This window comes from Legionella drozanskii LLAP-1 (genome assembly GCF_001467585.1).
Classification (GTDB): domain Bacteria; phylum Pseudomonadota; class Gammaproteobacteria; order Legionellales; family Legionellaceae; genus Tatlockia; species Tatlockia drozanskii.
In genome coordinates this window covers 290,952-312,018 of sequence record NZ_LNXY01000027.1, presented here as the reverse complement: position 1 = coordinate 312,018, position 21,067 = coordinate 290,952, and the positions used below count along the sequence as shown (strand labels likewise).

The window sequence follows — 21,067 nt, the reverse complement described above, 5'->3', positions numbered from 1 at the left end:
TCTAAAATTAAATGGAGTTAACATTCATGAGCATCTGGATTGAATTTAAACAATTTGCCATGCGTGGTAATGTCATGGATCTTGCTGTAGCGGTCGTGATAGGTGTTGCTTTTGGCAAAATCGTCTCTTCACTGGTTGATGGTATTATAATGCCCTTAATCGGCCTCTTACTTGGGGGAATAAATATTGCCGATAAATCCTTTAAAATAGGAGCTGCAGTAGTTAAATGGGGTTCCTTTTTACAAACAATTATTGATTTCACACTCATCGCGTTTTCTATTTTTCTCATCATTAAATTTATTAACATGTTGCAGCAGAAGCGAGAAAAAGAACCAGAGCTCACCAAAGAAGAAACTCTGTTAACTGAAATTAGAGATTTGTTGAAAGCTAAAACCAGTGGAAAAAATTCTTAGAGTAGGCCGGGCCAAAGCCTAACCTACGATAATTCAGTTTTACAGGGGGAATAAGCTAAAAATTACGAGGGGCACCCGCTCCGCCTGGGCCAGGTGCTTGAGCTGGTCCGCCAATACCGCCAACTCCTCCAGGGCCGCCAGGTCCACCAGGGATCCCTGGGCCACCGGGTCCTCCAACACCTATTGGTCCTCCAACTGTACCGACTCCGCCAGCATTACCAAATCCACCAGGTTTACCAAATCCCCCTGGTTTACCGATTGCTGGACCTACGCCACCGATTCCTCCAGGTTTACCTACGCCTCCGGGTTTACCTACACCTCCGGGTCCGCCAATGCCAGCCGGTCCTATTACACCGCCGACACCACCCGGCCCGCCTATGCCCCCGACTCCGCCTGGTCGGCCTATGCCACCGACGCCACCTGGTCCCCCTATGCCACCCACGCCTCCAATTCTGACATATCTTCCTAATCCCATAGGTCTGCCCGTAGGATTCATGGAATAACTGAGCTGTTCAATAGTCCTAAGTTGTCCTTCGTTACTGTTAGGATAAGTTATTTCTTTGGCTGAGGCCGTAGAATGGATTAATAAACCAGTGATAATTAAAATCCCTGATAGATAGGTTTTAGGAATAATCGATTGCATTAACGACTCCTTATAAATAGATGAATATCCCTAGTCCTTGGGATATAGAATTAAAATTTATCAGACTTAAACAGAGATATCTAGTTATTAGCCTTGTCGAATACCTCGGGGCTTGCCCGGCATTGTTGCATGGTTGAATTTTCCGCAAAGAACGTTGGGCTAAGGCCTGGGGTTGCTCCAATCAGTAGCTCGGTCCGTTCGGGCTGAGTCCTTCGAGAGCCTCAGGATGCTCGGGTGCGCGTACGCTGTCTCCGAGGCCTTGGTTGGCAAGAACCTGCCTCAGGACAGGCCCTTCGAGTGCCTCAGGACAGGCCTTCTAGACGTCGCTGGCCGCCGAACGGTTCAGTAAAACACTGGATTTGGCGCGAAATATTATTCAAAAAAAAAATGACGATACCTCAGGGCTAAGCCCAACCGATAATACATCTTCGTTTTTTAATCAATTAATGTATAATGCGCTCATTTGGTCGATTATTAATCAGTCCGTAATAAAAGAAGGATTCTTTGCAAGATAAGGTAACCAATCGTGTATTCAAAAGAAGAAACAGCTCAACCACTAGACCAGTTAGATCTCAGTATTTTTGAAGATATTCTACAAAAAGAAATCGCTCTATTTCCTGATAGTTTGGAACAAGCTTACAGTTGTGCAAGAGATGAAATTGCTCATTATTTTATGGATGGGAATAGACGAAATAGCATCCTAATTAGCTTCCAAAGAGCAAAACAGCAAGGCATCTTGGATGAGGAATATCTTAAATTGTTGAGCTTTTTTGAGGCTGTTGGTTTTCATGAGGCTGATAATACACTGAATTCCTTAAAGGAGCTTTATAACCGTGTCAATGGAGATGATTTTACGTTGGGGATTGTTAATGCGGATGCTTTAAATTCTTATAGTGTGGCCTCCTTAGTCGATGAATTAATGGGTGATGAAGGTATGCCTTCCGAAACTCTTAGTCCAGCATCCCCTCAATCAACGAAAAAAAGATCTTATAGTGAAATAAATAAAGGAAATGAAGCTGAGGTTGAAACAGGTTCCCGCTCAAAACGAGCTCGCATTGCTGCAACTAGTGAGTTACACAAGTTTGCAGCGGATAAAGCTGGATGTGAAGAAGTAATAAAACGAGTAGAAATGGGGGAGGATATCAATGCTGAAGATCCTGATAATGCATTATCTCCTTTAGAACATGCTGCACGAACCGGAAGCTTTGAAACTTTCTGTTATTTGATAAATTTAAAAAATATTGATTTAAGAAATCCAGCACGTTTATTTAAATATGTGTTAACGAGTGGTGATACGCGTATGGTGAGCTATGTATTTGATGAATCGAATGGAATAGCTGAGAGATTGAATATAACTGATCTTGAACTTTGTAAAGCGGTAAAAAGCAACAGACTTCATGATTTAGAAAGCTATGCAGAATGTTTTACAAGCGAAATGAGCATGGTTGATCTTAATCCTAATGATGATTTAAATGCTTGTGCCTTTGGTAATGCGCTATTTTGGGCCTATTGTTTCAATAGCCAAGCGGTTATTGAATTTCTTAATAATTTGCTTAGGCAACAAATTAAATCAAGCGAGACTAATAAACAAAAACTCATCACGGGATTGGGCTCATTGGCCCTTGATTTATTCTCATTAAACAAAACTAAAGAAGCAACAGAATTGTATAGTTTCGTTATAGAGCTTGTAAAAGAATGCTCTGAAGAAGATCTAGACGATTATCACTTCCTATTAACTGATTTTTCTTACAATAAAATGCGTTGTTTATTGAGAGAAGAAGAGCATTCTGCAGCATTGATGGCAGCGTCCGAGGGCCTTAATTATTGTCATCATATCGCTAATGAAGCTAGTCAAGATAGCTATAAAAATGCTTTGGAAGCTTACCGCGAAAAAATTCGCCTAGCTATCAATGCCAAGGTCTATGGTTTCCGTTGCGTTGATGTGAATGGTGATGGTTCTTGCTTTTATTATGCAATGATAGAGCAGTTAAAATTGCTCGATCCCGCCAATAGTGAGCTAACTCCTCAACAATTACGTGACAGGGCAGCGCGGCATATTCGTTTGAATTTTGCCTTATATCAAGATTCTATCCTTGAGAGTGAGCGAGGCACTTATCTGGAACAATCTCTAGGGACTCAGGCATGGGTTGATCATTTATTCATATTAGCCCTTGCAAGGGAGTTTAATATGAACGTTGTCATTATCAAAAATGATGACAGCGATCCCGATATTTTTCGACAGGAAAATCCTATTGCTACCCTATTTTTTGGCTATGAACTCGCCAGACATTATCAATACCTACAACCCTTGGACACTGATAGCACTAACACCTCAATTCGATTAATGATAGAGCAGAAAGAGATTGATACCATCCAAACAAGACAAGCCGGTCCTCTTAACCAGAAAGATGGTTTATTTGCAACGATTTCAGACCCGGATGATTTTGAGCTACGTCAGAGCAAAGCAAAATTATTGGTTGAACAAGGTTGCGATCCTTGGCAGGCGGATCAAAATTTAAAAATGTCACCGATAGAAGCTGCTGTGCTAGCAGATGATCTAGAGATGTTTGGTTATTTATTCTCGTCAATTTCTATGAATTCTTTTCCTTTTCCACCGGGAACAATTGGTCCTATTTTGAGCATCGCCTTGAAAGAACAAAAGCTGGCAGTGCTTGATCATATCTTAGCGACAGCAAAATATGTTTTTAATGAAGAAAATGACCTGGTCTCTTGCCTGTTTATTGCTGTAGTTACGGGAGATTTGTCCACAGTCGAGGCGATTTATAACAATCATCCTGAAATGCTTACTAAGATGGATAGAGATGGAAGATCGGCTCTCTATTTTTCTATCATCTCTAAAAATAAAGAGGTTTATTATTTTTTGTTCAGTAAAGTTCAAGAATTTATTCAGCAAGGCGGTGAAAACTATGAGAATGTTTTTAATAATATGGAATCCTGTATAAATCTCTTATCGGAAACTGATGTATTTGAAGAAGATGATCCCAAAGAAGAGGACGAGGTACTTAATTCAGAACAATCTAAATTTGCAGATTATTCTCAGCAGCCTTATTGTACACTGTTCCAACCAAATCATACTCCGCCAGATTCCGCTGATTTAAAGCAGAAAGATAGCCAATATAATTTGTAATAAATCTCTGAGAGAAGCCTATAGATAGAATGCCAGATCTCGCGATCTAGGTTTTTTAACCTTAGGTTCTCTCCAGTTAAAAAATTTGTGAGGCCAAGGCCTAACCTACCTGGAATAGCTGGGCCCGAATAATTCATTTTGTTAGTTTATTTACTTACATATTGATCTATTAAACTTTGTGCAGTCGTTTTTGCTTCTGTGCGTTTATTTGCTGGAATTAAAGTATAAATATCATTTTTTGCATTTTGATAGTCTTTGTTATTAGGAACAGCAGCGGAGGCGGCAGAATACCAGGCATAGGCTTTGATATTGTCTTTGGGAACACCCAAACCATCACGATAGAGATGAGCAATATTATAGAATGCAAAGCTGTTACCACCTTGAGCTGCCTTTAAATACCAATTCATGGCTTGAGTATAATCCTGAGTGACGCCTTCCCCATGATCATAAGCATAGCCGACTAAATCTTGCCCCATCGGTGAGCCTAAATCGGCAGCTTTTTGATACCATTTTAAGGCTTGGGAATAATCGAGAGGTAGGCCATTTCCGTTATAATAAAAATTTCCCATCGAAATCATTGCAGCGGTATTGCCTTGATCAGCAGCTTTGGTATACCAAAGCGCTGCTTTGGCATAATCTTGTGATATACCCTCGCCTTTTTCGTAGGCATAGGCTAAATATTCCTGGCCTTTCGCTGAGCCTAACTCTGCCGCTTTTTTATACCATTGCACGGCTCGTGAAAAGTCTTTGGGGACACCGTTACCGTCATAATAAAGATCACCCAATTCCATCATTGCGGATACATTTCCTTGATTGGCTGCTTGTTTGAACCATTTTGCCGCTTCAGTGGTGTTTTTAGTTATACCGTTTAAACCTTGATCGTAGATTGCGCCAAGATTATATTGTGCCTCGGTATTTCCTTGGTTAGCTAAGGTTTCGCAACTCGATAAATCCGAACAAATATCATAGGGTAAAGCAAAACTTAGGGAGGGAAGCGTTATACTAGTAGCTAAAATTAAAGTCCTAACACGCGCAGCAGTCTTTTTTTCCATAACGTTATCCTGCCTAAATCGATATTTGAAATTATAGACTAATTTGCAATAGTTACTTGATGTTTTGCCAACGATGGAATTCGTTTTCCAGGTAAAATGAGCCCAACTAAATTAAGTGGATCGATGGCAGAAATAGTTACGGGTTCATGATGAAGTTCTTTTTTCTTGAAAGCTCGTAAAGAATCGACGGCATAGGGCAGGGCGAATTGCTCACCGATAAAACCGCTAATAAATCGTCCCCCCCTAATTTCTCCTCTAGCTTCCATGCGACGAAAGGCAGTTAATAAATCCCGCCAGCTCGGTCTAATTTTTTCTTTTACTAATAGATCACGAAAGCAAACACCGTATCGCTTTAATAACATTAGGCAGGTGGCTTCAATTGGCGGTGTTTTCGGCGTCGCTTTTCTCGTCTTCAGCAAAGACCAACGTCCGGTGGCGGGTCGATAATTAAGACGGCGGCCCCTTTTTCCTGCTCGACGATGAGGATCGATGAGGGCGCGTAGATTATCAAAACCATCTGCGGTAATAAGACCGGCTGACACTAGTTCCCATAAACCCATTTCAACTTGTGTCTTAAGTTCGTTAATTCCTTCGACAATATCAATAAAGAAAGAAGCACCATTTTCTTGCAAATAATCATAAATACTTCTTGCCGTATGACTTAAAGCCTGTAAATCAATGGTATGAATAGCTTGCAGAGTCGCCATCCAGTCGGCATTTTCACGCACAAAAAAAGTAATTGGCGTGATACTGGTTGGCAGGATGCGTTTAAATTGATTTTCTTCCTCCACGAGTAGGCTGATTGCAGGATGAGGCGATAAACGGCCCCAGCCAATGACGCCTGTAAAACAGAGATGATCGAGCCAATCTTTATTGTAGTCTTTGACACGTTTAGCAAAGACTAATTTTTCCCAGGCATTAGCAGGAATTTCATAGCCTTGTAATTGCTTAATGACTTCAAGTAAACCCTGTTCTCCCTGCAATTGTGAGCCTGGTGCTAAGTGTTGCCAAGTCAGCAGCCAATGAATAAATTGGGTAGCGGTGACCGGTTCAATCTCTTTGCGAAGGATACCTAAGGTATAGGAATGAATTCTTGCTAATAATCGACGTTCACACCATTCAAGCTGATTCCCAGCCCTAAAATTTCCACGCAAAATTAATCCGGTCGATTCTAATTTTAAGAGCGTTTTTTCAAGATCAGAACTTTCAAGACCAAGGATTTCAACTAATTCATCTCGGGTCACAGGACCGAGGTATTGAAGCCAGCCGCGCATCATTTCTACCAGTGCTTCTTCAGGTTCAATTTTTTCTTGCTGAATCGTTTTCAAATGATGGTGAAAACTCGCTTCAGGATAAAGGGTATGAAAGGTCTGTGCTTTTTCAGTCGCTATCCAAAATAAGCGCTCGTGAACGGACGCTTTTCCAGCTCGACCTTGAGCGACTAATTCGGCAAAAAAAACGTCCCAAGTGGGTGAAGCTTTTTGCTGCTCATTTAAATGAATATTAACGGGTAGCGTAATGAGCGTTTGTAAAACATCGTGCAGTTCATCAGCGGATCTAATATCTGGCCAGGCTTGTTGTTGCACTTCCGTTATCGCCAGGGGATTTAATTGACCAATATCCTGCAATAAGGTTGCGGGTAAGACCCGACGCATTTCAACGGCTCGGGCTCTACGTTCTTCCAAGGGGGCGTCATCAAGAAAAGCGTAGGGATTGGCATTTAAAATTTCATGGGAAAATACCGAAGGAGTAGGGGTATCAATGGCTAAGCATTGGATTTTTTTGTTCACGATATCAGTTAAAATAGTCAACAATCCTTCAATATCCAGCGCCTCAGTTAGACAATCTTTCATGGTTTCATGAATAAGAGGATGATCAGGCGGTTCAATATCTTCTCCGGCCAAATTATCCTGACAAGCTGCTGCATCAGGAAATACAGCAGCTAAGAGATCATCAGCCAGCATGCGCAAAATATTGGGAGGTACTTTTCGCCCACCACGAAAACGAACCAGTGCCAAGGCTCGCAGTGCATCCCAGCGCCATCGCGTGGTAAAAATGGGTGATTGTAAAACAGCTTGAGTTAAAACATGGCGAAGGGTATTGGGGTGTAAAAAATGAAAAACATCCGCCAAGGGAAAACTATGTTGTTCAGCCAAGGAAATGGCAATGCCGTTATCTGTAGCGGCTGCTTGTAACTCAAAATTAAACGAACGGCAAAACCGCTTTCTTAATGCAAGACCCCAAGCCTTGTTGATACGTGCACCAAAAGGGGAGTGAATAATCAGCTGCATCCCACCAGCTTCATCAAAAAAACGTTCGGCGATGATAGTATCTTGAGTGGGTACCGCGCCTAAAATTGCTCGGCCTGTCAGAATATAATTGATGAGCTGTTCGGCGCCACTATCATTTAACCCACAATTGGTTTTTAACCAGCCAATGGATTCTTTCTCCCAAACAGTCTCGCCTTTTCTTTTTTCGCGGGAGGGGGGCGTCTCATCAGGAATCATTGTCTGTATTGTTTTACGCAGATTCGAAACTTGCAAGGAAAGTTCGTTTGTTCTCGAAGGCGCTTCCCCTATCCAGAAAGGAACAGTGGGCGGTGCTCCATGAGCGTCTTCAACAAGAACCCGTCCTTTTTTGCTCTCAATTCGTTTGATTTGCCAGGAAGTATTACCCAGTAAAATCACATCGCCACGATGACTTTCAATAGCAAAATCTTCGTCGAGTGTTCCTACAACAAGACCATTCGATTCGGTGATGACTGTAAATAAATTATTCTCAGGAATAGCTCCGCCACTAGTAATAGCAGTTAAACGGCTGCCGCGGCGCGCTTTTACTAAGCCATTGACTTGATCCCGGAAAAGATAAGCACCATATCGGCCCCGGGAGCCTGCGATGCCTTCTGACAATATTTCGAGTATGGCAGTGAAGGTTTCGCGGGATAAATTGCGATAGGGGTAGCTTTTTTTCATCAAGTGATATAGCTGTTCTTCAGACCAATCATTAGTGGCACAGCTGGCAACGATTTGCTGGGCTAAAATGTCGAGAGGCTCTTCAGGGATAATTAATCGATCAAGATCGCCAGTACGAATGGCATAGACAAGTGCCGCGCATTCAACTAATTCATCACAGGTTGTTGCAAAGAAAATTCCTCTAGAAATTGCACCACGCCAATGTCCGGCTCGACCAACACGTTGCAAAGCAATGGCAATTGCTCTGGGAGAACCGAGTTGGCAGACTAAATCGACAGTACCAATATCAATTCCCAATTCTAAAGAAGCGGTAGCGACAAGCACCTGCAGTTTTCCGGTTTTCAATTTTGTTTCTGCGACTAAACGTAATTTGCGCGATAAGCTACCATGGTGGGCGGCTACTTTTTCTTTATCTAATCGTTCAGATAAATGATGAGCCACGCGCTCAACTAAGCGTCTAGTGTTGGCAAAAACTAAGGTTGAGCGATTTTGTTTCGCTAATTCAGCGATGCGATCATAAATTTGATCCCACATTTCATTGGTAGCAACAGGACCTAATTCAGTTTCCGGGGTTTCGATGCGGAGTTCTAAATGACGATTATGGCGAATGTTCACAATCACAGGCCGCGGCCCGCTTGTGCCTGCTAAAAAATCACCCACTAACTCAAGTGGTTTCTGGGTGGCCGATAAGCCAATGCGTACTGGCTTTTCTAAGGTTATAGCTTCCAGTCTTTCAAGTGATAAGGCTAAATGAGTTCCTCGTTTATTATTAGCAAGTGCATGAATTTCATCCACGATCACGGTTTTGACGCTCTTAAGAATGGCACGACTTTTTTCGGCAGTTAGTAGGAGGTAAAACGATTCTGGCGTAGTCACTATAATATGCGGAGGTTTTTTCAGCATAGCTTGCCGATCTTTAGGCAGGGTGTCGCCTGTTCTGACCGCAATTTGAATTTCTCTCATCAATAAGCCACGCTCTTGGGCTAAATCCTGAATTTCCTCCAGTGGCTCAAGCAAGTTCTTTTCAATGTCATTCGTTAGGGCTTTGAGAGGGGAAATATAGATGACCTGAGTTTCATCAACTATTTCAGTTAGCGCTTGACGAACTAATTGGTCAATGCAAATTAAAAAGGCAGCAAAGGTTTTTCCTGAACCGGTCGGTGCAGAAATTAAGGTGGTATGGCCTGCTAAAATAGATGGCCATCCCTGTTCCTGGGGTTCGGTAGGGGATATATATTTGTTTATAAACCAATCACGAACGAGTGGATGTGCCCAGGCTAAACTATCTTGAATAGAACTCATATGTAAATTATACGCGATAATTTGCGAAAGAATTACTTTCTTGAATGGGTGAAAAAAATCGAAGTGCTCAAACTAAAAACCGAGTTTTTATTGTGGCTGCAAAACTAGTTAGGATCTTTAAATAAGCGTAGTGATTTAATAGACTTTTATTTTTGAATGAAGCAATATTAGGTTGGAACTGAATTATAAAAGGTTTTTAGGATTAAGGATGATAGGGTTTATTGTAGCGCAAAGGATGTGCTTTCTGAATCAATATCGGCGTTTTTCTATGCTGATAGGTATCCTATTGTATTCCGGGTTTGCTTTGGCCGAATTTTCCTCCCAATATAATTTGGCTTTTTATTATGGTTCTCAGCCGCCACTGGAGAAATTACGTTTTTTTAAGAATGTGGTCATTGAGCCCAGCAGCGGTCTAAATCCTCATGTGTTAGAAACCGATGGCCATAAGGTCTATGCTTATGCTTCTCTGGGGGAGGCAATCAATTTAAATCAATATGGAAAGCCGATCGATAAAAGTTGGGTTTTAGCGAAAAATCAGAATTGGCACTCGTTGGTTTTGGATCAGACAAATCCTGCTTGGCAAGAATTTTTTATTAATCAAATAATAACTCCTCTCTGGAATAAAGGTTATCGAGGATTTTTTCTAGACACATTGGATTCTTATCGCCTTGTCTCTGAAGACCCACAAAAAATGAAAAAGCAGCAAGAAGGGATTATCTCTACTATTCACGCAATAAAAGCCAAATACCCTGATGCTAGGCTTATCTTAAACCGTGGTTTTGAAGTGTTACCTGAACTCAAGACCTCAGTAGACGGGGTCGTTGCTGAATCACTATTTAATGGTTGGAATAATCAGAAGAAAGAATACTTCCAAGTGCCCGAAAAAGACAGGTCTGCGTTATTAAAAGAGCTTTATGCGGTAAAGAATAGGGGGATTCCTGTTACTGTCGTAGATTATTTAAGCCCTAAAGATGCGGCAAATGCAGAAGCTGCTGCAAAAAAAATCGCAGCCCTAGGTTTCAATCCATGGATCACGGACAGTACGTTTACTCAGATTTACTTAAATAAAGTTGCTTATCCTTCTCCACAAAAAATTTATTTTGCTCAGCCACAAAATGTTTCAGCCCATCTTCCACGAAAAGTTTTAATTCTCTACGATGGAGAAGTGAATAGTCCCGGTGCAAAACTATCTTCTGAAGCTTCTCAGGCCTTATCAATGCCAATCAATTATCTTGGTTATGTCACTATTTTGCACAATGTTAGAACGCCACTTCCTAAAAATTTAAGTCCAAATGACTATGCGGGGATAGTGTCCTATGTGCCCGAATTTCTTATTGGTAGAGAGGACGAAATTTATAAGTGGTATAAAGAGCAGATGAAAAAAAAGATACCCTTAGTGATTCTCTATGGATTTGGTTTTTCTCTCGATGATGAACAAAAGTTAAGAACTTTTGGCTTATCGGCTCCACTCTATTTCCCAAAACCTAAAAATGTAAGAATCGTATACAAAGCCCCTATGATGGGTTACGAGGCCAACCCTGTCATTGGTAGTGAAGTCTTTGAGGCGATTACTTTAAAAAAAGGGACCGTTTTATTAAGAGCAAAAGATGAAAATGGAGCTATTTTCGATGTTGCAGGATTGACTCCTTGGGGAGGCTATTATTTAACAGGTAATGTTTTCCTTCCTAATGTGGGTGACTATTATCGTTGGTCCGTTAATCCTTTCGAATTTTTTAAACAAGCTTTGCATTTTCCTGATCAACCAATCCCTGATCTGAGCTCTGAAAATGGTCGACGATTAATGCTGGTCCACATTGATGGTGATGGATTTGCAAATAAGGGTGAGTGGTATAAAGGTACCTGGGTTAGCGAAGTGATGCGGAAGGACTTTTTAGAGTTTTATAATGTACCTACAACGGTATCAATTATCCAAGGAGAAATTGCGCCCAATGGTCTTTATCCTAAGCTCTCACCAACCTTAGAAAATATTGCTCGCAGAATTTTTGCTCTACCTAATGTTGAAATTGCAAGCCATACGTATAGCCATGCTTACAATTGGGAAGATGCGGAAAATTATAAAGGAAAACCACCGAATCCTTTTACAATTTTGATTCCAAATTATGTATTTAACAATCGTACGGAAGTGGTCGGATCGGTTGAGTACATCGATCAAAATCTTAGTCCTCTAGGGAAGAAATGTCGGGTGTTTTTATGGCCAGGTGATGGTAATGTGAGTGAACAAGCGCTTTCTTATGTTTACCAGCAGGGGTTAGCGAATTTAAACCCCGGAAGCTTAATCACTAATTTTTATAATTCAAAGGTGCAAGTCCCGGCGGTGGGGCTTTATCAAGGACCCTATTACCAAGTTTTTGCTCCTACGGGTAATGATTACGAAACAATCGTCCAAAACCCTGTTTTTTATTCCATCATTGATATTATCGATGCGTTTAAACTGACTGATAAACCGCAACGATTGAAGCCGATCGATATTTATTTTCACTTTTTTACTTTAGATCAGTTAGGCGGCGTTAAGGCGATGCATAAAATTTTTGATTATGCATTATCAACACCGGTAATGAATATTTTTGTTTCTGATTATTTTAATAAGGTGCAAGATTTTATTAGTTTATCCATTACTAAAAAACAAGATGGATGGTCATTTTTTACGAATGATGATCTTCGAGAGTTGCGAATTCCTCAATCGATGGGATACCCAGATTTAGTGGGTAGTACTAATGTGATTGGCTACAGTGCTTACAATAAAGATTTTTACTTACATTTAGGTCCAGGAGGCAAAGCCTTCGTTCGTCTAACACAAAAACCCCCTACGATTCCATTTCTTATGGAATCGAATGCCAGAGTAACGCGCTTTGTAAGAAAAGAAAAAGACCTTGAATTTTCATTGGAAGGATATTTACCGGCTAAATTTATTCTCGAAAATGTAGAGAACTGCACTTTATGGAGGGATAAGGAAAAGATGGTGCCTCAATCTCAACAGGGCACACAAAAACACTTCGAATTCAAAAGGGATTTAAAATATGACTTCGCTCTTCGCTGCGAATAAGAAAAAGAAAAAGTTTTTTGGCTGGTGGCAAATGCTAGTTTTTGTATTGCTACTCATAGGCCTTTTCCTTCTTCTTTTTCCAAAGGGATTATTTATAGATACTGTTTTGCATAATACAAAACCAAGCCGAGTATCAGTCAGTTTCTTAAAAAATTTAATTGCTAAAGATCCCACTAATGTAGCGCTAAGAATGAATCTTGCTAAACAAAATTTAGTCTTAGGTGAATTACAAGAGGCAAAACAAGCACTCGCGCCACTCATTAGCTTTTCGCCTACCTCTGAAACTCAATGGCGAGCACTCTGGCTTTATTATCAAATTTATCGTGTTGAAACCTTTCAGTTACGCCCAAATACTCTTACGCGAAGAGAAAAAGAAAACTATTTGAAATCGCTGCAGACCCTGCTAGCTAACTCACCCTACTTAACTTCAGATGAGCAAGTTCAATTAGCCGACGAAGCCCTTTCTACTAATACACCGGAAGTCGCTGATGTCCTCTATAAAAAAGTAATGCTGAGAGATAAAAAAAGGCCAATCGCTTTTTATGTTAAAGCTGCAAAAGCGGCAATGTTTGTGAAAGACTATGAAGGGAGTGCTGAATTTTATCGAATGGCGATGGAGAAGAGTACTAAAACAGAGGATAAGCGTCTGTATTTTACCAAAGCCTTGAACAGCTTGAGTGCAAGCGGGGATCCTACAAAGACGCTTGCCTTTGCGGAAAAGAACATTGATGGGTTAAAAGAGGATCAAGCTACTTTATTTTATATTACTAAGGTTGCACTTAGGGCAGGACAACAAAGAGTCGCTGAGCAGTTTGTAGGTCAGCTTTTGCATTTACAGTATCAGGACTTACCGGAATGATGCAGAAAAAATATACTTCCCTATTTTTGCTCTATCTGATTCTGCAATCAAACGAATCGCTGAGCTTGAGCTCAGCCGCAATTTCAGCCGCTGCTGAACAACTAGGTTCGTTCGAAGTAAATTCTGTGAAATCTACGGCAATAAGTAAAAGGGTAGTGGCTAAAATCGGAGCCGTATCTGGAAGCAGTGCAGTATCTGGTTTTGTTTCACAAACTAATAAAATGAATAAAAGAGAAGCAGCGACTCGCGTCGGTACAACTACTCCCGTCACACAACTAAGTACAGCTTCTAAAGCAGCGACGATTAGCCCTGACCAATTATTTCAGTTTACACTTCCAGAAGAAGATGACACTAAGCACCAAGCAGTAACAATAATTAAATACGATAAAGATATTTATGAGCTAGCGTATTCAGTTTACATGCAAAGCAATAACCCCAAAGGTGCTTACACTATTGCCATGGCAGCGACAGAACAAATACCGGGATCGAGAGTATGGCGCGAGCGTCTTGCCCAAGTTTCATTGTGGAATATGGAACCTGGCGTCGCTATTGGAGAGTATTTGTATTTACAAACTAATTTTAATGACATGGAGGCTGGGTTAAAAGGTAAGAAATTAGCCGAAACGCTTCATGATGACGATAGCTTAGCAAAATTTCTTAGCTTAGAGTTAAAAAATCTAAAAGAAGAGGACAACACAACGCTTGTTCTTTGGCGAGAATATATCGAAACCATGTTGCGCTTAGGCAACATACCCGAACTAATGCAAGTACTCAATGCCAATCAGAGTCGCTTACCACCGGTCGTGTATCTAGATACCATCGCGCATATTTATAAGATAACCGATGATCCGAATGCTCAGCTGGAGGTGTTGCAAAAATTAGCTGCTGTTTATGGTATGGTTCCTGATATTGCTGAAGCTTTAGCACAAATTTATGTGTTGAAAGGCGATGTGGCTCAAGCTCAAATAGTGATGAACCAAGCTCGTCCAAAAGCGCAGCCGATAGATTTTAAATTTTGGCGAGCTTATGGAACAATCTCTTTATTGGCCAATAAACCAGCAGAAGAAATTTATAGCCTGCAGCAATTACTGAAAGGGAAAAAACCAGAAGTCGATATCTATTCAAGACTTATCGAGCTGACTACAAGGAATCAACCTCAATTAGCTTATCAATACGCTATGCAAGGGATGGTTCAGCATCCTAATAATGCTTCTCTTGCTTCGACTATTTTTTCATTAATGACAAGAAATCGAAGTTTGGATTTTCCAGGTGTTGTTGCAAGAATTCCTGCGCCTCTCTTGAAGATGCTTAAGTATGATCCTAGTTATTGGTACGCGCGAAGTTATTATTGGCGGCGGATGAGGGATGGAAACCAGTTGTTACAAACTTATTTGGAAGGGATTAACTATGTACCGGAGGATCCCTATTTCAGATCAGAACTTATTTATTTTCTAGTGGAAACTAATAATCTAACTCTTCTTAGAAAAGTTTTACCTTTATGGCAGAGTGAAGTGCCTGAAACCCCCATCCTGTGGGGCCCTTACGCGGAGGCTTATTCTCGATTAAATGATCCGATGATGACAAGGTTACTTCTCAGCTTATTTTATCAACAATTTAAAGAGTATGAGAAAGATCCCTACTGGCTCATTTTATTTAAAGATTCGCTTGAAAATTCTTTCTTTGAGCGTGAAGCGAATGAAATTAGCTATTATACATGGCCTTTTTATTTAGAGTTGCTCAGAAACCAACAATCGCCTCCCGATTATGTGCAATTAGTGAATTATGTAAAATTATCCATCTATAATGCCGGTGGAGATCCTACTGCTGTGGCTTTGTCGATGTTAGAAAAACATCCGACTGAAGATACTGAATTATTGATGTTAACTTGGGCGCTAGATCACAATAATATCAGCTTAGCTCGGGCGGTACAGGCGCATTATGAGCGTATAGGGATTCAACCTCCTCTTTGGGCTCGCATGAGTATTGCCCTCGCACGTAATGATCAAAGAACTATGCGTGACCTATTGAGGGATAAAAATGTATTTTTGGGCGACTTAGTTAGTGCTAAAGAGAATGTAGCTTATCGCGACCAAATTAGTGCTGCTGATGCAATTAATGCGATACCTTACGGACAAACTTATGCCTTCAACGCATTAAAAAGATTTAAAAAAGATAGCGATCTTTATGATAACTATTTCACGCCAATTATGTTGAAAACAGCTAATAATATCTATTTTGGTGAGGATTATTACCAATACGGAAATGTGGTTGGACCTAGAACTAATACCTCGTTCACTTATTTTTTAATGCCAAGCCTTAGCATAACGCCCTATAATTCCGTTTGGTTTAGTCATAATTTATCGAAACCTAGCACCACTTTTTCTTTTGATGAAAATAATGAGGTCACATCTGAAATTAACCAAGAGCTTCGAGCGGTTCCGCGAAAAGATGAGCGTGCAGGAGTCAAATTCCGTACTTTGCTGCGACGAGGTAATTTAGACCTAGATCTGGGATATCGTAATAATCTAAACTCATTTATGACAGCGAAACTAGCTCGTGAATATCAGCTTTACAGTGATTTAGACATAGTTGGTACAGTAGGCTATCATCAACCTGCAGAAGATACAGAAGCCTTGTACGTGGGTGGAATGAAAAATGATTTAGAGTTGGATTTTGATTATAAGCTCCTCTTTAAAGACCGTATTACTGGAAACCTACAACAAAATTTCTTTTATACTCAACAAGGTCAGCATGTGGCAGACGGTACGCAATTTACCTTACGCTATGAGCACAAATTTTGGTCTTCTTACCCTGATTGGAGCATTTCACCTTATGGAGAATTCACTCACTATTATAATAAAACCAGAAGCCTGTTGCGCGGTAGCATCCTTAAACTGGTTCCAGTGAATGAAACTCCCAACGCGAATTTTTTAATTCCGGTCAATTTTACTGAATACGGCATCACTGTTTCTTTTGGTAAGAAGTTTGTTGAAGAATTCTTAGACTTGAACATTGCTGACGAATATACTCATCGTTGGAGACCTTTTGCTTCAGCGACTATTTCAAAAAATACCTTAATCGGAATCGGAAAATTATATGAGATTGGTATTAGTGGAACAGTATTTGGTAGAGATCATTTACTGTTTTATTATGAGTATGGAACAAACCAAGGGCCAGGCATACAAGCTTTACGTTTAGCAACAATTAGTTATCGCATTTATATGTAAAAAAATTTAGACAAATTTAACAAGGAGTCAGAATGAAATATGGATTGAAAGCGCTCATTATTATCGCCTTAGTGGCCCTGGCGTCAGGGTGTACTAGAATTAACTCTTCCCCTGGGGTACCTATTGTTCCTAATAGCCGATGGGGGATGGCAATCTTTGCTAATAATACCGAAATTCCTCAAGCTGGTTATCGAGCCATGAGTATTACTGCCGGTGTCTTGCGCTCCAAAGGCGTGCGATCATTAGCTATTTATCCTTCTACCGCGAATTGTAATAAATTAATTGTTTGTCCTAATTCCGTACCCCCTTTAAGCGCAGTACTTAGTTGGGCAAAGGCGAGACATCTAAATTATGTCATGATGGGCGCGGTGAACGAGTGGGATTACAAAGTAGGTCTTGATGGGGAGCCGACTGCAGGTGTTTCCTTGCAACTGTATAGCGTTGGTAACGGGGCACTCGTTTGGAGTTCTGTAGGTTCTAAAATAGGTACAAGCCGCTCTGGTTTAGCAGTCATAGCACAGAGTCTAATCAATGAAATGCTTTCCTGTTTAAAAATATGCTGATATGGACAATAAATTATTTTTAAAAAATTTATGGACTTGGCGACAAACTAGCCTATGGATGTGGGGGGAGCCTATTGTACTTACTCTCCTCGCTTTGGGTTTTTGTTATTTAATTCACCCGACTAATCCTCTTTTTGTGAGGGGAATTTTTCCTTGGCCCTGGCTAATCCCAGTCATTGTTGTTTTTCAGTATGGGTTTGGACCCGCACTTCTCTCGGTCGCCATTATAACTATTGCGGCTGTTATCCAAAAAGATACTGGTACAATCCCAATTGCAGATTTTCAGTCTTACATACTAAGCGGCATGACTTTAATTTTAGTGTGTACTATAGTCAGTTCTGCTTGGATAAGACGAATATTAAATGCGGAAGTCACCCAATCCTATAATGATGAACGGTTAAAAAGTCTTTCTCGATCTTATTACATGCTGCGGGTATCTTCTGATTATTTAGAGCAAAATATCATTTCAAAACCGATGACCCTTAGGTTGGCTTTTAAGGAATTATTAAAATTAAATCTCAACGAGAATAGAGAATTAACGCCAGAAGTAGCCTATTCTTTTTTACAACTTATCTCGCAATTCTGCTATGTTAATATAGGTGGAATTTATTTATATCAAGCCAAAGCTCTGGATAATGAACCCTTTGCTGAAATAGGTTTAATTGGAAAATTAATAGAGCATGATCCTCTCATAAAAAAATGCTTGGAATCAGACGAAGTTTGTTATGTAAGTATTAATCAAGTGGAAGACGCAAGCGATTGCGTTTACTTAGTGGCGGCTCCCTTGATTACCAATGAGAACCGGCGGTTAGGAATTCTTGTGATCAAAGAAATGCCTTTCTGGAATTTAAATGATGAGACACTCAGAATTCTAAATATCTTAATTTACTATTTCAGCAAAGAAATAATTGTTTCACCGGACATTAGCAATTTTCTGCGTCACTATCCTGAATGTTCTGTTGATTTTGCAAGACAGTTCAATCGACTTACTCCACTAAAGAAAGATTTCAATGTTGATAGTGCTCTTGTTGCAGTCATGGTTTCGAAAAGATTGAGACCTCATAATGTTATTGAAAATTTAAGAAATCAACATCGGCTTTTAGATTCTAATTGGTCCCTAGAACAGGATGATTACGACGTACTAATTACATTAATGCCATTTACCTCTGCTGCTGGTATTCATGGATATATGACCCGAATTAAAAATTACCTCAACTTAGATTTAGGTTTATCGTTTGAGAATGAGCAAATAAAAACTCGCTCGATGCAGCTTTATGATGATGACCCATTAAGTGTTATGAATTATTTTTTAAATTTCATAAAGGAAAAGAATATTGACCAATCCAATTGATCAGATCTCGAGCTTGTTATTTCAACCCTCTCCGACAATTGCTTCGGTCATAGCCCTTTTTTTCGTTAATTTTCTGATCAGCGTTTTAGTCAGTTATATGCTACTAAATGTCTATAATTTGGAAATTGTTAAACGTCGCCGAGAATTTACTTATTTATTGGTAAGCATTGGCAGTTTTATTCCTTTATTGGGGAATATTTTAATCTTAGTGGGCATGTATCTTCTCAAAAAATATGGAAGAGATTTTCATCCCGTAGAAGTTAATGTTTACCCAACTGTTGAATACTCACGCAAAAATCCTGTCAAGATAGTTGCCTACGCGACTAGTTGGGCTGATATTCGCTTGCATTCCCCAAATTATTCGCCTGATGAACGTCACAAAGCACTTTACAGTATTAGTCGGGGTTTACCCAGAGAAACGAATTTGATTTATAGTTCCCTCGTGTCTGATGACTTGGAGGAGCTACGTATTTCCGCATTTTCGATGTTAGAAGTTCAACAAGATTATCTACAAACAAAAATTTCTCAGCTATTAAAAAAATATGAGGAAGCTCATGAGCCTTATAAAGCTGCAGTGATTGCTAAACAAATAGCCTTGTTATATTGGGAACTTGTTTATCGTAATTTATCTGAAAAAGAATTCCGTTCCATTTTATTAGAGAGAAGTGAATTTTTTGCCAATGTTGCGATGGAAGCTTTGCCAGAAGATACCGCCTTATTAATTTTATTATCCCGAATAAATATTGAAAATGGCAAATTAAAAGAGGGGCTTTATCATTTATCGGCGGCTGCAAAATTGCAAGCACCCAGCAGCAAGATAATTCCTTATTTAGCAGAACTAGCTTACAAAAGAAGAGAGTATAGTGAGGTGAGAGAGTATTTATGTACTGATAGTAGCTTTCGATATATTCTAAAAATTAACAAAATTGTCGAATTTTGGTGCGAAAAATGAATCCCTATTTCTTCAAAGAACAAGCTGCAGAGGTCGACATCGCCTTAATTTTAGAAGGCTCCTATCCTATGATTTATGGAGGCGTTTCTTCATGGGTGCATCAGATTATTGAAAATTTTCCCCAATATAGTTTTGCACTAATTTTTTTAGGTGGGGCACCTGAGCACTATAAAGATGGGATTCGTTATGTACTTCCTGATAACGTGCTTAATTTCCAAATTTTTTATTTATTTGACGAAGATGATCCTCCGCCATCTAAAACAAGTTTAATGGGTAATGAAGAATGCTTCGCCTTTTTTGAAGCAATGCATGAATCGTTTAAATGCCCCTACAGCGCATTGGAACAAGTTGATGACATCAGCTTGATGATGGAGGGTCCCGATGGAGTGGATTATGAGCAATTTTTATATGGCGAATTGAGCTGGGAATATATCAAAGAGCAATATACTAAACAGTGTGAGGATGCTTCATTTATCGATTATTTCTGGACAATAAGAAATATTCATAAACCGTTATGGAAATTTATTACGATTCTTAAAACTATGCCTAAAACAAAACTTGTGCATACGATTTCTACCGGTTATGCAGGTTTACTTGCCTTTTTTATCCAACGGCATTTTAAATATCCCGTCGTCCTCACTGAGCATGGTATTTATACAAAAGAACGTAAAATCGATATTTTTTTGAGTCAAATTTTTCGCGACGATCCGGAACGAGGATTAACAGAAACAAGCTATTTGCGCCATCTCTGGGATCGCTATTTTAAAACTCTAGCCGCATTGGCCTATCATGTATCCGATCCAATAGTGAGTTTGTTTAATCATGCGCATCAAATCCAGATCAATGAGGGTGCTGACGAAAAGAAAGCCATCATAGTTCCTAATGGAATTGATATAGAGCGATTTAAAAAATTGAGACGGCCATTAGAGGAGAAGCTTCCAATTATTTGTTTTATTGGCCGGGTTGTTCCAATTAAGGATGTAAAAGGTTTTATCCGAGCAGTTCCGAATATACATAATGCAATACCCAATTTAAAAGTGTGGATTATTGGTTCAACCGATCAAGATCCAGAATATGCTCAAGAATGTGTGGACTTAGTTGAAAATGCTTTATTAGGAGATATTGTCGAATTTATACCGCATCAGCAAGTTGAGGATGTTTTGCCAAAAGTGAAGCTAGTTGTTTTAAGTGCTCTCAGAGAGAGTATGCCTTTGGTACTTTTAGAAAGTTTTGGTGCAGGAATACCGGTTGTTGCTACCGATGTGGGCGCGTGCAAAGAAATGGTACTTGGCTCGGAAGGAGAGGATGCGGAATTAGGACCAGCAGGGAAAATAGTTAAAGTTGCTGAAACTCGACAGTTAGAAACGGCGATTCTGGAAATTCTGAATAACCCCAATCTATGGAAGGAAATGAGTCAATCGGCAATTAAACGAGTGGAAAAATATTACGATGAACGATTGATGATTGAACGATATGAACACATCTATGAAAAGGTGATGAGTTAGTCAGGACAATCTGGAG

General features: G+C 39.9%; 12 protein-coding genes. 9 read left to right on the top strand and 3 right to left on the bottom strand.

The window, feature by feature from the left end:
• The first annotated feature begins 26 nt into the window (after window positions 1-26).
• Window positions 27-413, top strand: a complete 387-nt coding sequence (mscL, locus tag Ldro_RS10615; protein WP_058496393.1) for a large-conductance mechanosensitive channel protein MscL — start codon at window positions 27-29, stop codon at window positions 411-413.
• Window positions 414-468: 55 nt separating this feature from the next.
• On the opposite strand, the gene Ldro_RS10610 is transcribed toward mscL, so the two are convergent.
• Window positions 469-1,056 (bottom strand): hypothetical protein, encoded by a 588-nt coding sequence (locus Ldro_RS10610; protein WP_058496392.1) that lies wholly within the window; start codon window positions 1,054-1,056, stop codon window positions 469-471.
• Window positions 1,057-1,582: 526 nt separating this feature from the next.
• Here Ldro_RS10610 and Ldro_RS10605 point away from each other — a divergent pair.
• On the top strand, window positions 1,583-4,204 hold the full coding sequence (locus tag Ldro_RS10605; RefSeq protein ID WP_058496391.1) for an OTU domain-containing protein: 2,622 nt from the start codon (window positions 1,583-1,585) through the stop codon (window positions 4,202-4,204).
• A gap of 146 nt (window positions 4,205-4,350) precedes the next feature.
• Here Ldro_RS10605 and Ldro_RS10600 read toward each other — a convergent pair whose 3' ends face one another.
• Together Ldro_RS10600 and Ldro_RS10595 are read right to left on the bottom strand one after the other, a co-directional pair.
• Window positions 4,351-5,256 carry a tetratricopeptide repeat protein gene (locus Ldro_RS10600; protein WP_058496390.1) on the bottom strand — a complete coding sequence of 302 codons (906 nt, stop codon included), beginning with the start codon at window positions 5,254-5,256 and terminating at the stop codon, window positions 4,351-4,353.
• Between the two features lie 38 nt (window positions 5,257-5,294).
• Window positions 5,295-9,530: a DEAD/DEAH box helicase gene (locus tag Ldro_RS10595; RefSeq protein WP_058496389.1), complete on the bottom strand. Its 4,236-nt coding sequence runs from the start codon at window positions 9,528-9,530 to the stop codon at window positions 5,295-5,297.
• Between the two features lie 208 nt (window positions 9,531-9,738).
• Here Ldro_RS10595 and Ldro_RS10590 point away from each other — a divergent pair, with 208 nt between their 5' ends.
• From Ldro_RS10590 to pelF, 7 genes are read left to right on the top strand one after another with little or no spacing between them, the layout of a single operon-like run.
• A complete protein-coding gene (locus Ldro_RS10590; protein WP_058496388.1) occupies window positions 9,739-12,594 on the top strand; it encodes a bifunctional glycoside hydrolase/polysaccharide deacetylase family protein in 2,856 nt (951 codons plus the stop codon).
• A complete protein-coding gene (locus Ldro_RS10585; RefSeq protein ID WP_058496387.1) occupies window positions 12,569-13,453 on the top strand; it encodes a tetratricopeptide repeat protein in 885 nt (294 codons plus the stop codon). Before Ldro_RS10590 ends, Ldro_RS10585 begins: the two co-directional genes overlap by 26 nt.
• A complete protein-coding gene (locus Ldro_RS10580; protein ID WP_058496386.1) occupies window positions 13,450-16,680 on the top strand; it encodes a tetratricopeptide repeat protein in 3,231 nt (1,076 codons plus the stop codon). Before Ldro_RS10585 ends, Ldro_RS10580 begins: the two co-directional genes overlap by 4 nt.
• A gap of 32 nt (window positions 16,681-16,712) precedes the next feature.
• Window positions 16,713-17,243, top strand: a complete 531-nt coding sequence (locus Ldro_RS10575; protein ID WP_058496385.1) for a hypothetical protein — start codon at window positions 16,713-16,715, stop codon at window positions 17,241-17,243.
• Between the two features lies 1 nt (window position 17,244).
• Window positions 17,245-18,594, top strand: coding sequence for a PelD GGDEF domain-containing protein (locus tag Ldro_RS10570; protein ID WP_058496384.1), 1,350 nt, complete (start codon window positions 17,245-17,247; stop codon window positions 18,592-18,594).
• Window positions 18,578-19,546: a tetratricopeptide repeat protein gene (locus Ldro_RS10565; RefSeq protein ID WP_058496383.1), complete on the top strand. Its 969-nt coding sequence runs from the start codon at window positions 18,578-18,580 to the stop codon at window positions 19,544-19,546. The genes Ldro_RS10570 and Ldro_RS10565 overlap by 17 nt, the downstream gene beginning before the upstream one ends.
• Window positions 19,543-21,051 carry a GT4 family glycosyltransferase PelF gene (pelF, locus tag Ldro_RS10560; RefSeq protein WP_058496382.1) on the top strand — a complete coding sequence of 503 codons (1,509 nt, stop codon included), beginning with the start codon at window positions 19,543-19,545 and terminating at the stop codon, window positions 21,049-21,051. The genes Ldro_RS10565 and pelF overlap by 4 nt, the downstream gene beginning before the upstream one ends.
• Window positions 21,052-21,067 lie beyond the last annotated feature (16 nt).

Bases quoted from the DNA above. Each gene is read 5' to 3' on its own strand.
- mscL (WP_058496393.1), top strand. From the start codon at position 27: ATGAGCATCTGGATTGAATTTAAACAATTTGCCATGCGTGGTAATGTC.
- Ldro_RS10610 (WP_058496392.1), bottom strand. From the start codon at position 1,056: ATGCAATCGATTATTCCTAAAACCTATCTATCAGGGATTTTAATTATC.
- Ldro_RS10600 (WP_058496390.1), bottom strand. From the start codon at position 5,256: ATGGAAAAAAAGACTGCTGCGCGTGTTAGGACTTTAATTTTAGCTACT.
- Ldro_RS10595 (WP_058496389.1), bottom strand. From the start codon at position 9,530: ATGAGTTCTATTCAAGATAGTTTAGCCTGGGCACATCCACTCGTTCGT.
- Ldro_RS10590 (WP_058496388.1), top strand. From the start codon at position 9,739: ATGATAGGGTTTATTGTAGCGCAAAGGATGTGCTTTCTGAATCAATAT.
- Ldro_RS10585 (WP_058496387.1), top strand. From the start codon at position 12,569: ATGACTTCGCTCTTCGCTGCGAATAAGAAAAAGAAAAAGTTTTTTGGC.
- Ldro_RS10580 (WP_058496386.1), top strand. From the start codon at position 13,450: ATGATGCAGAAAAAATATACTTCCCTATTTTTGCTCTATCTGATTCTG.
- Ldro_RS10575 (WP_058496385.1), top strand. From the start codon at position 16,713: ATGAAATATGGATTGAAAGCGCTCATTATTATCGCCTTAGTGGCCCTG.
- Ldro_RS10570 (WP_058496384.1), top strand. From the start codon at position 17,245: ATGGACAATAAATTATTTTTAAAAAATTTATGGACTTGGCGACAAACT.
- pelF (WP_058496382.1), top strand. From the start codon at position 19,543: ATGAATCCCTATTTCTTCAAAGAACAAGCTGCAGAGGTCGACATCGCC.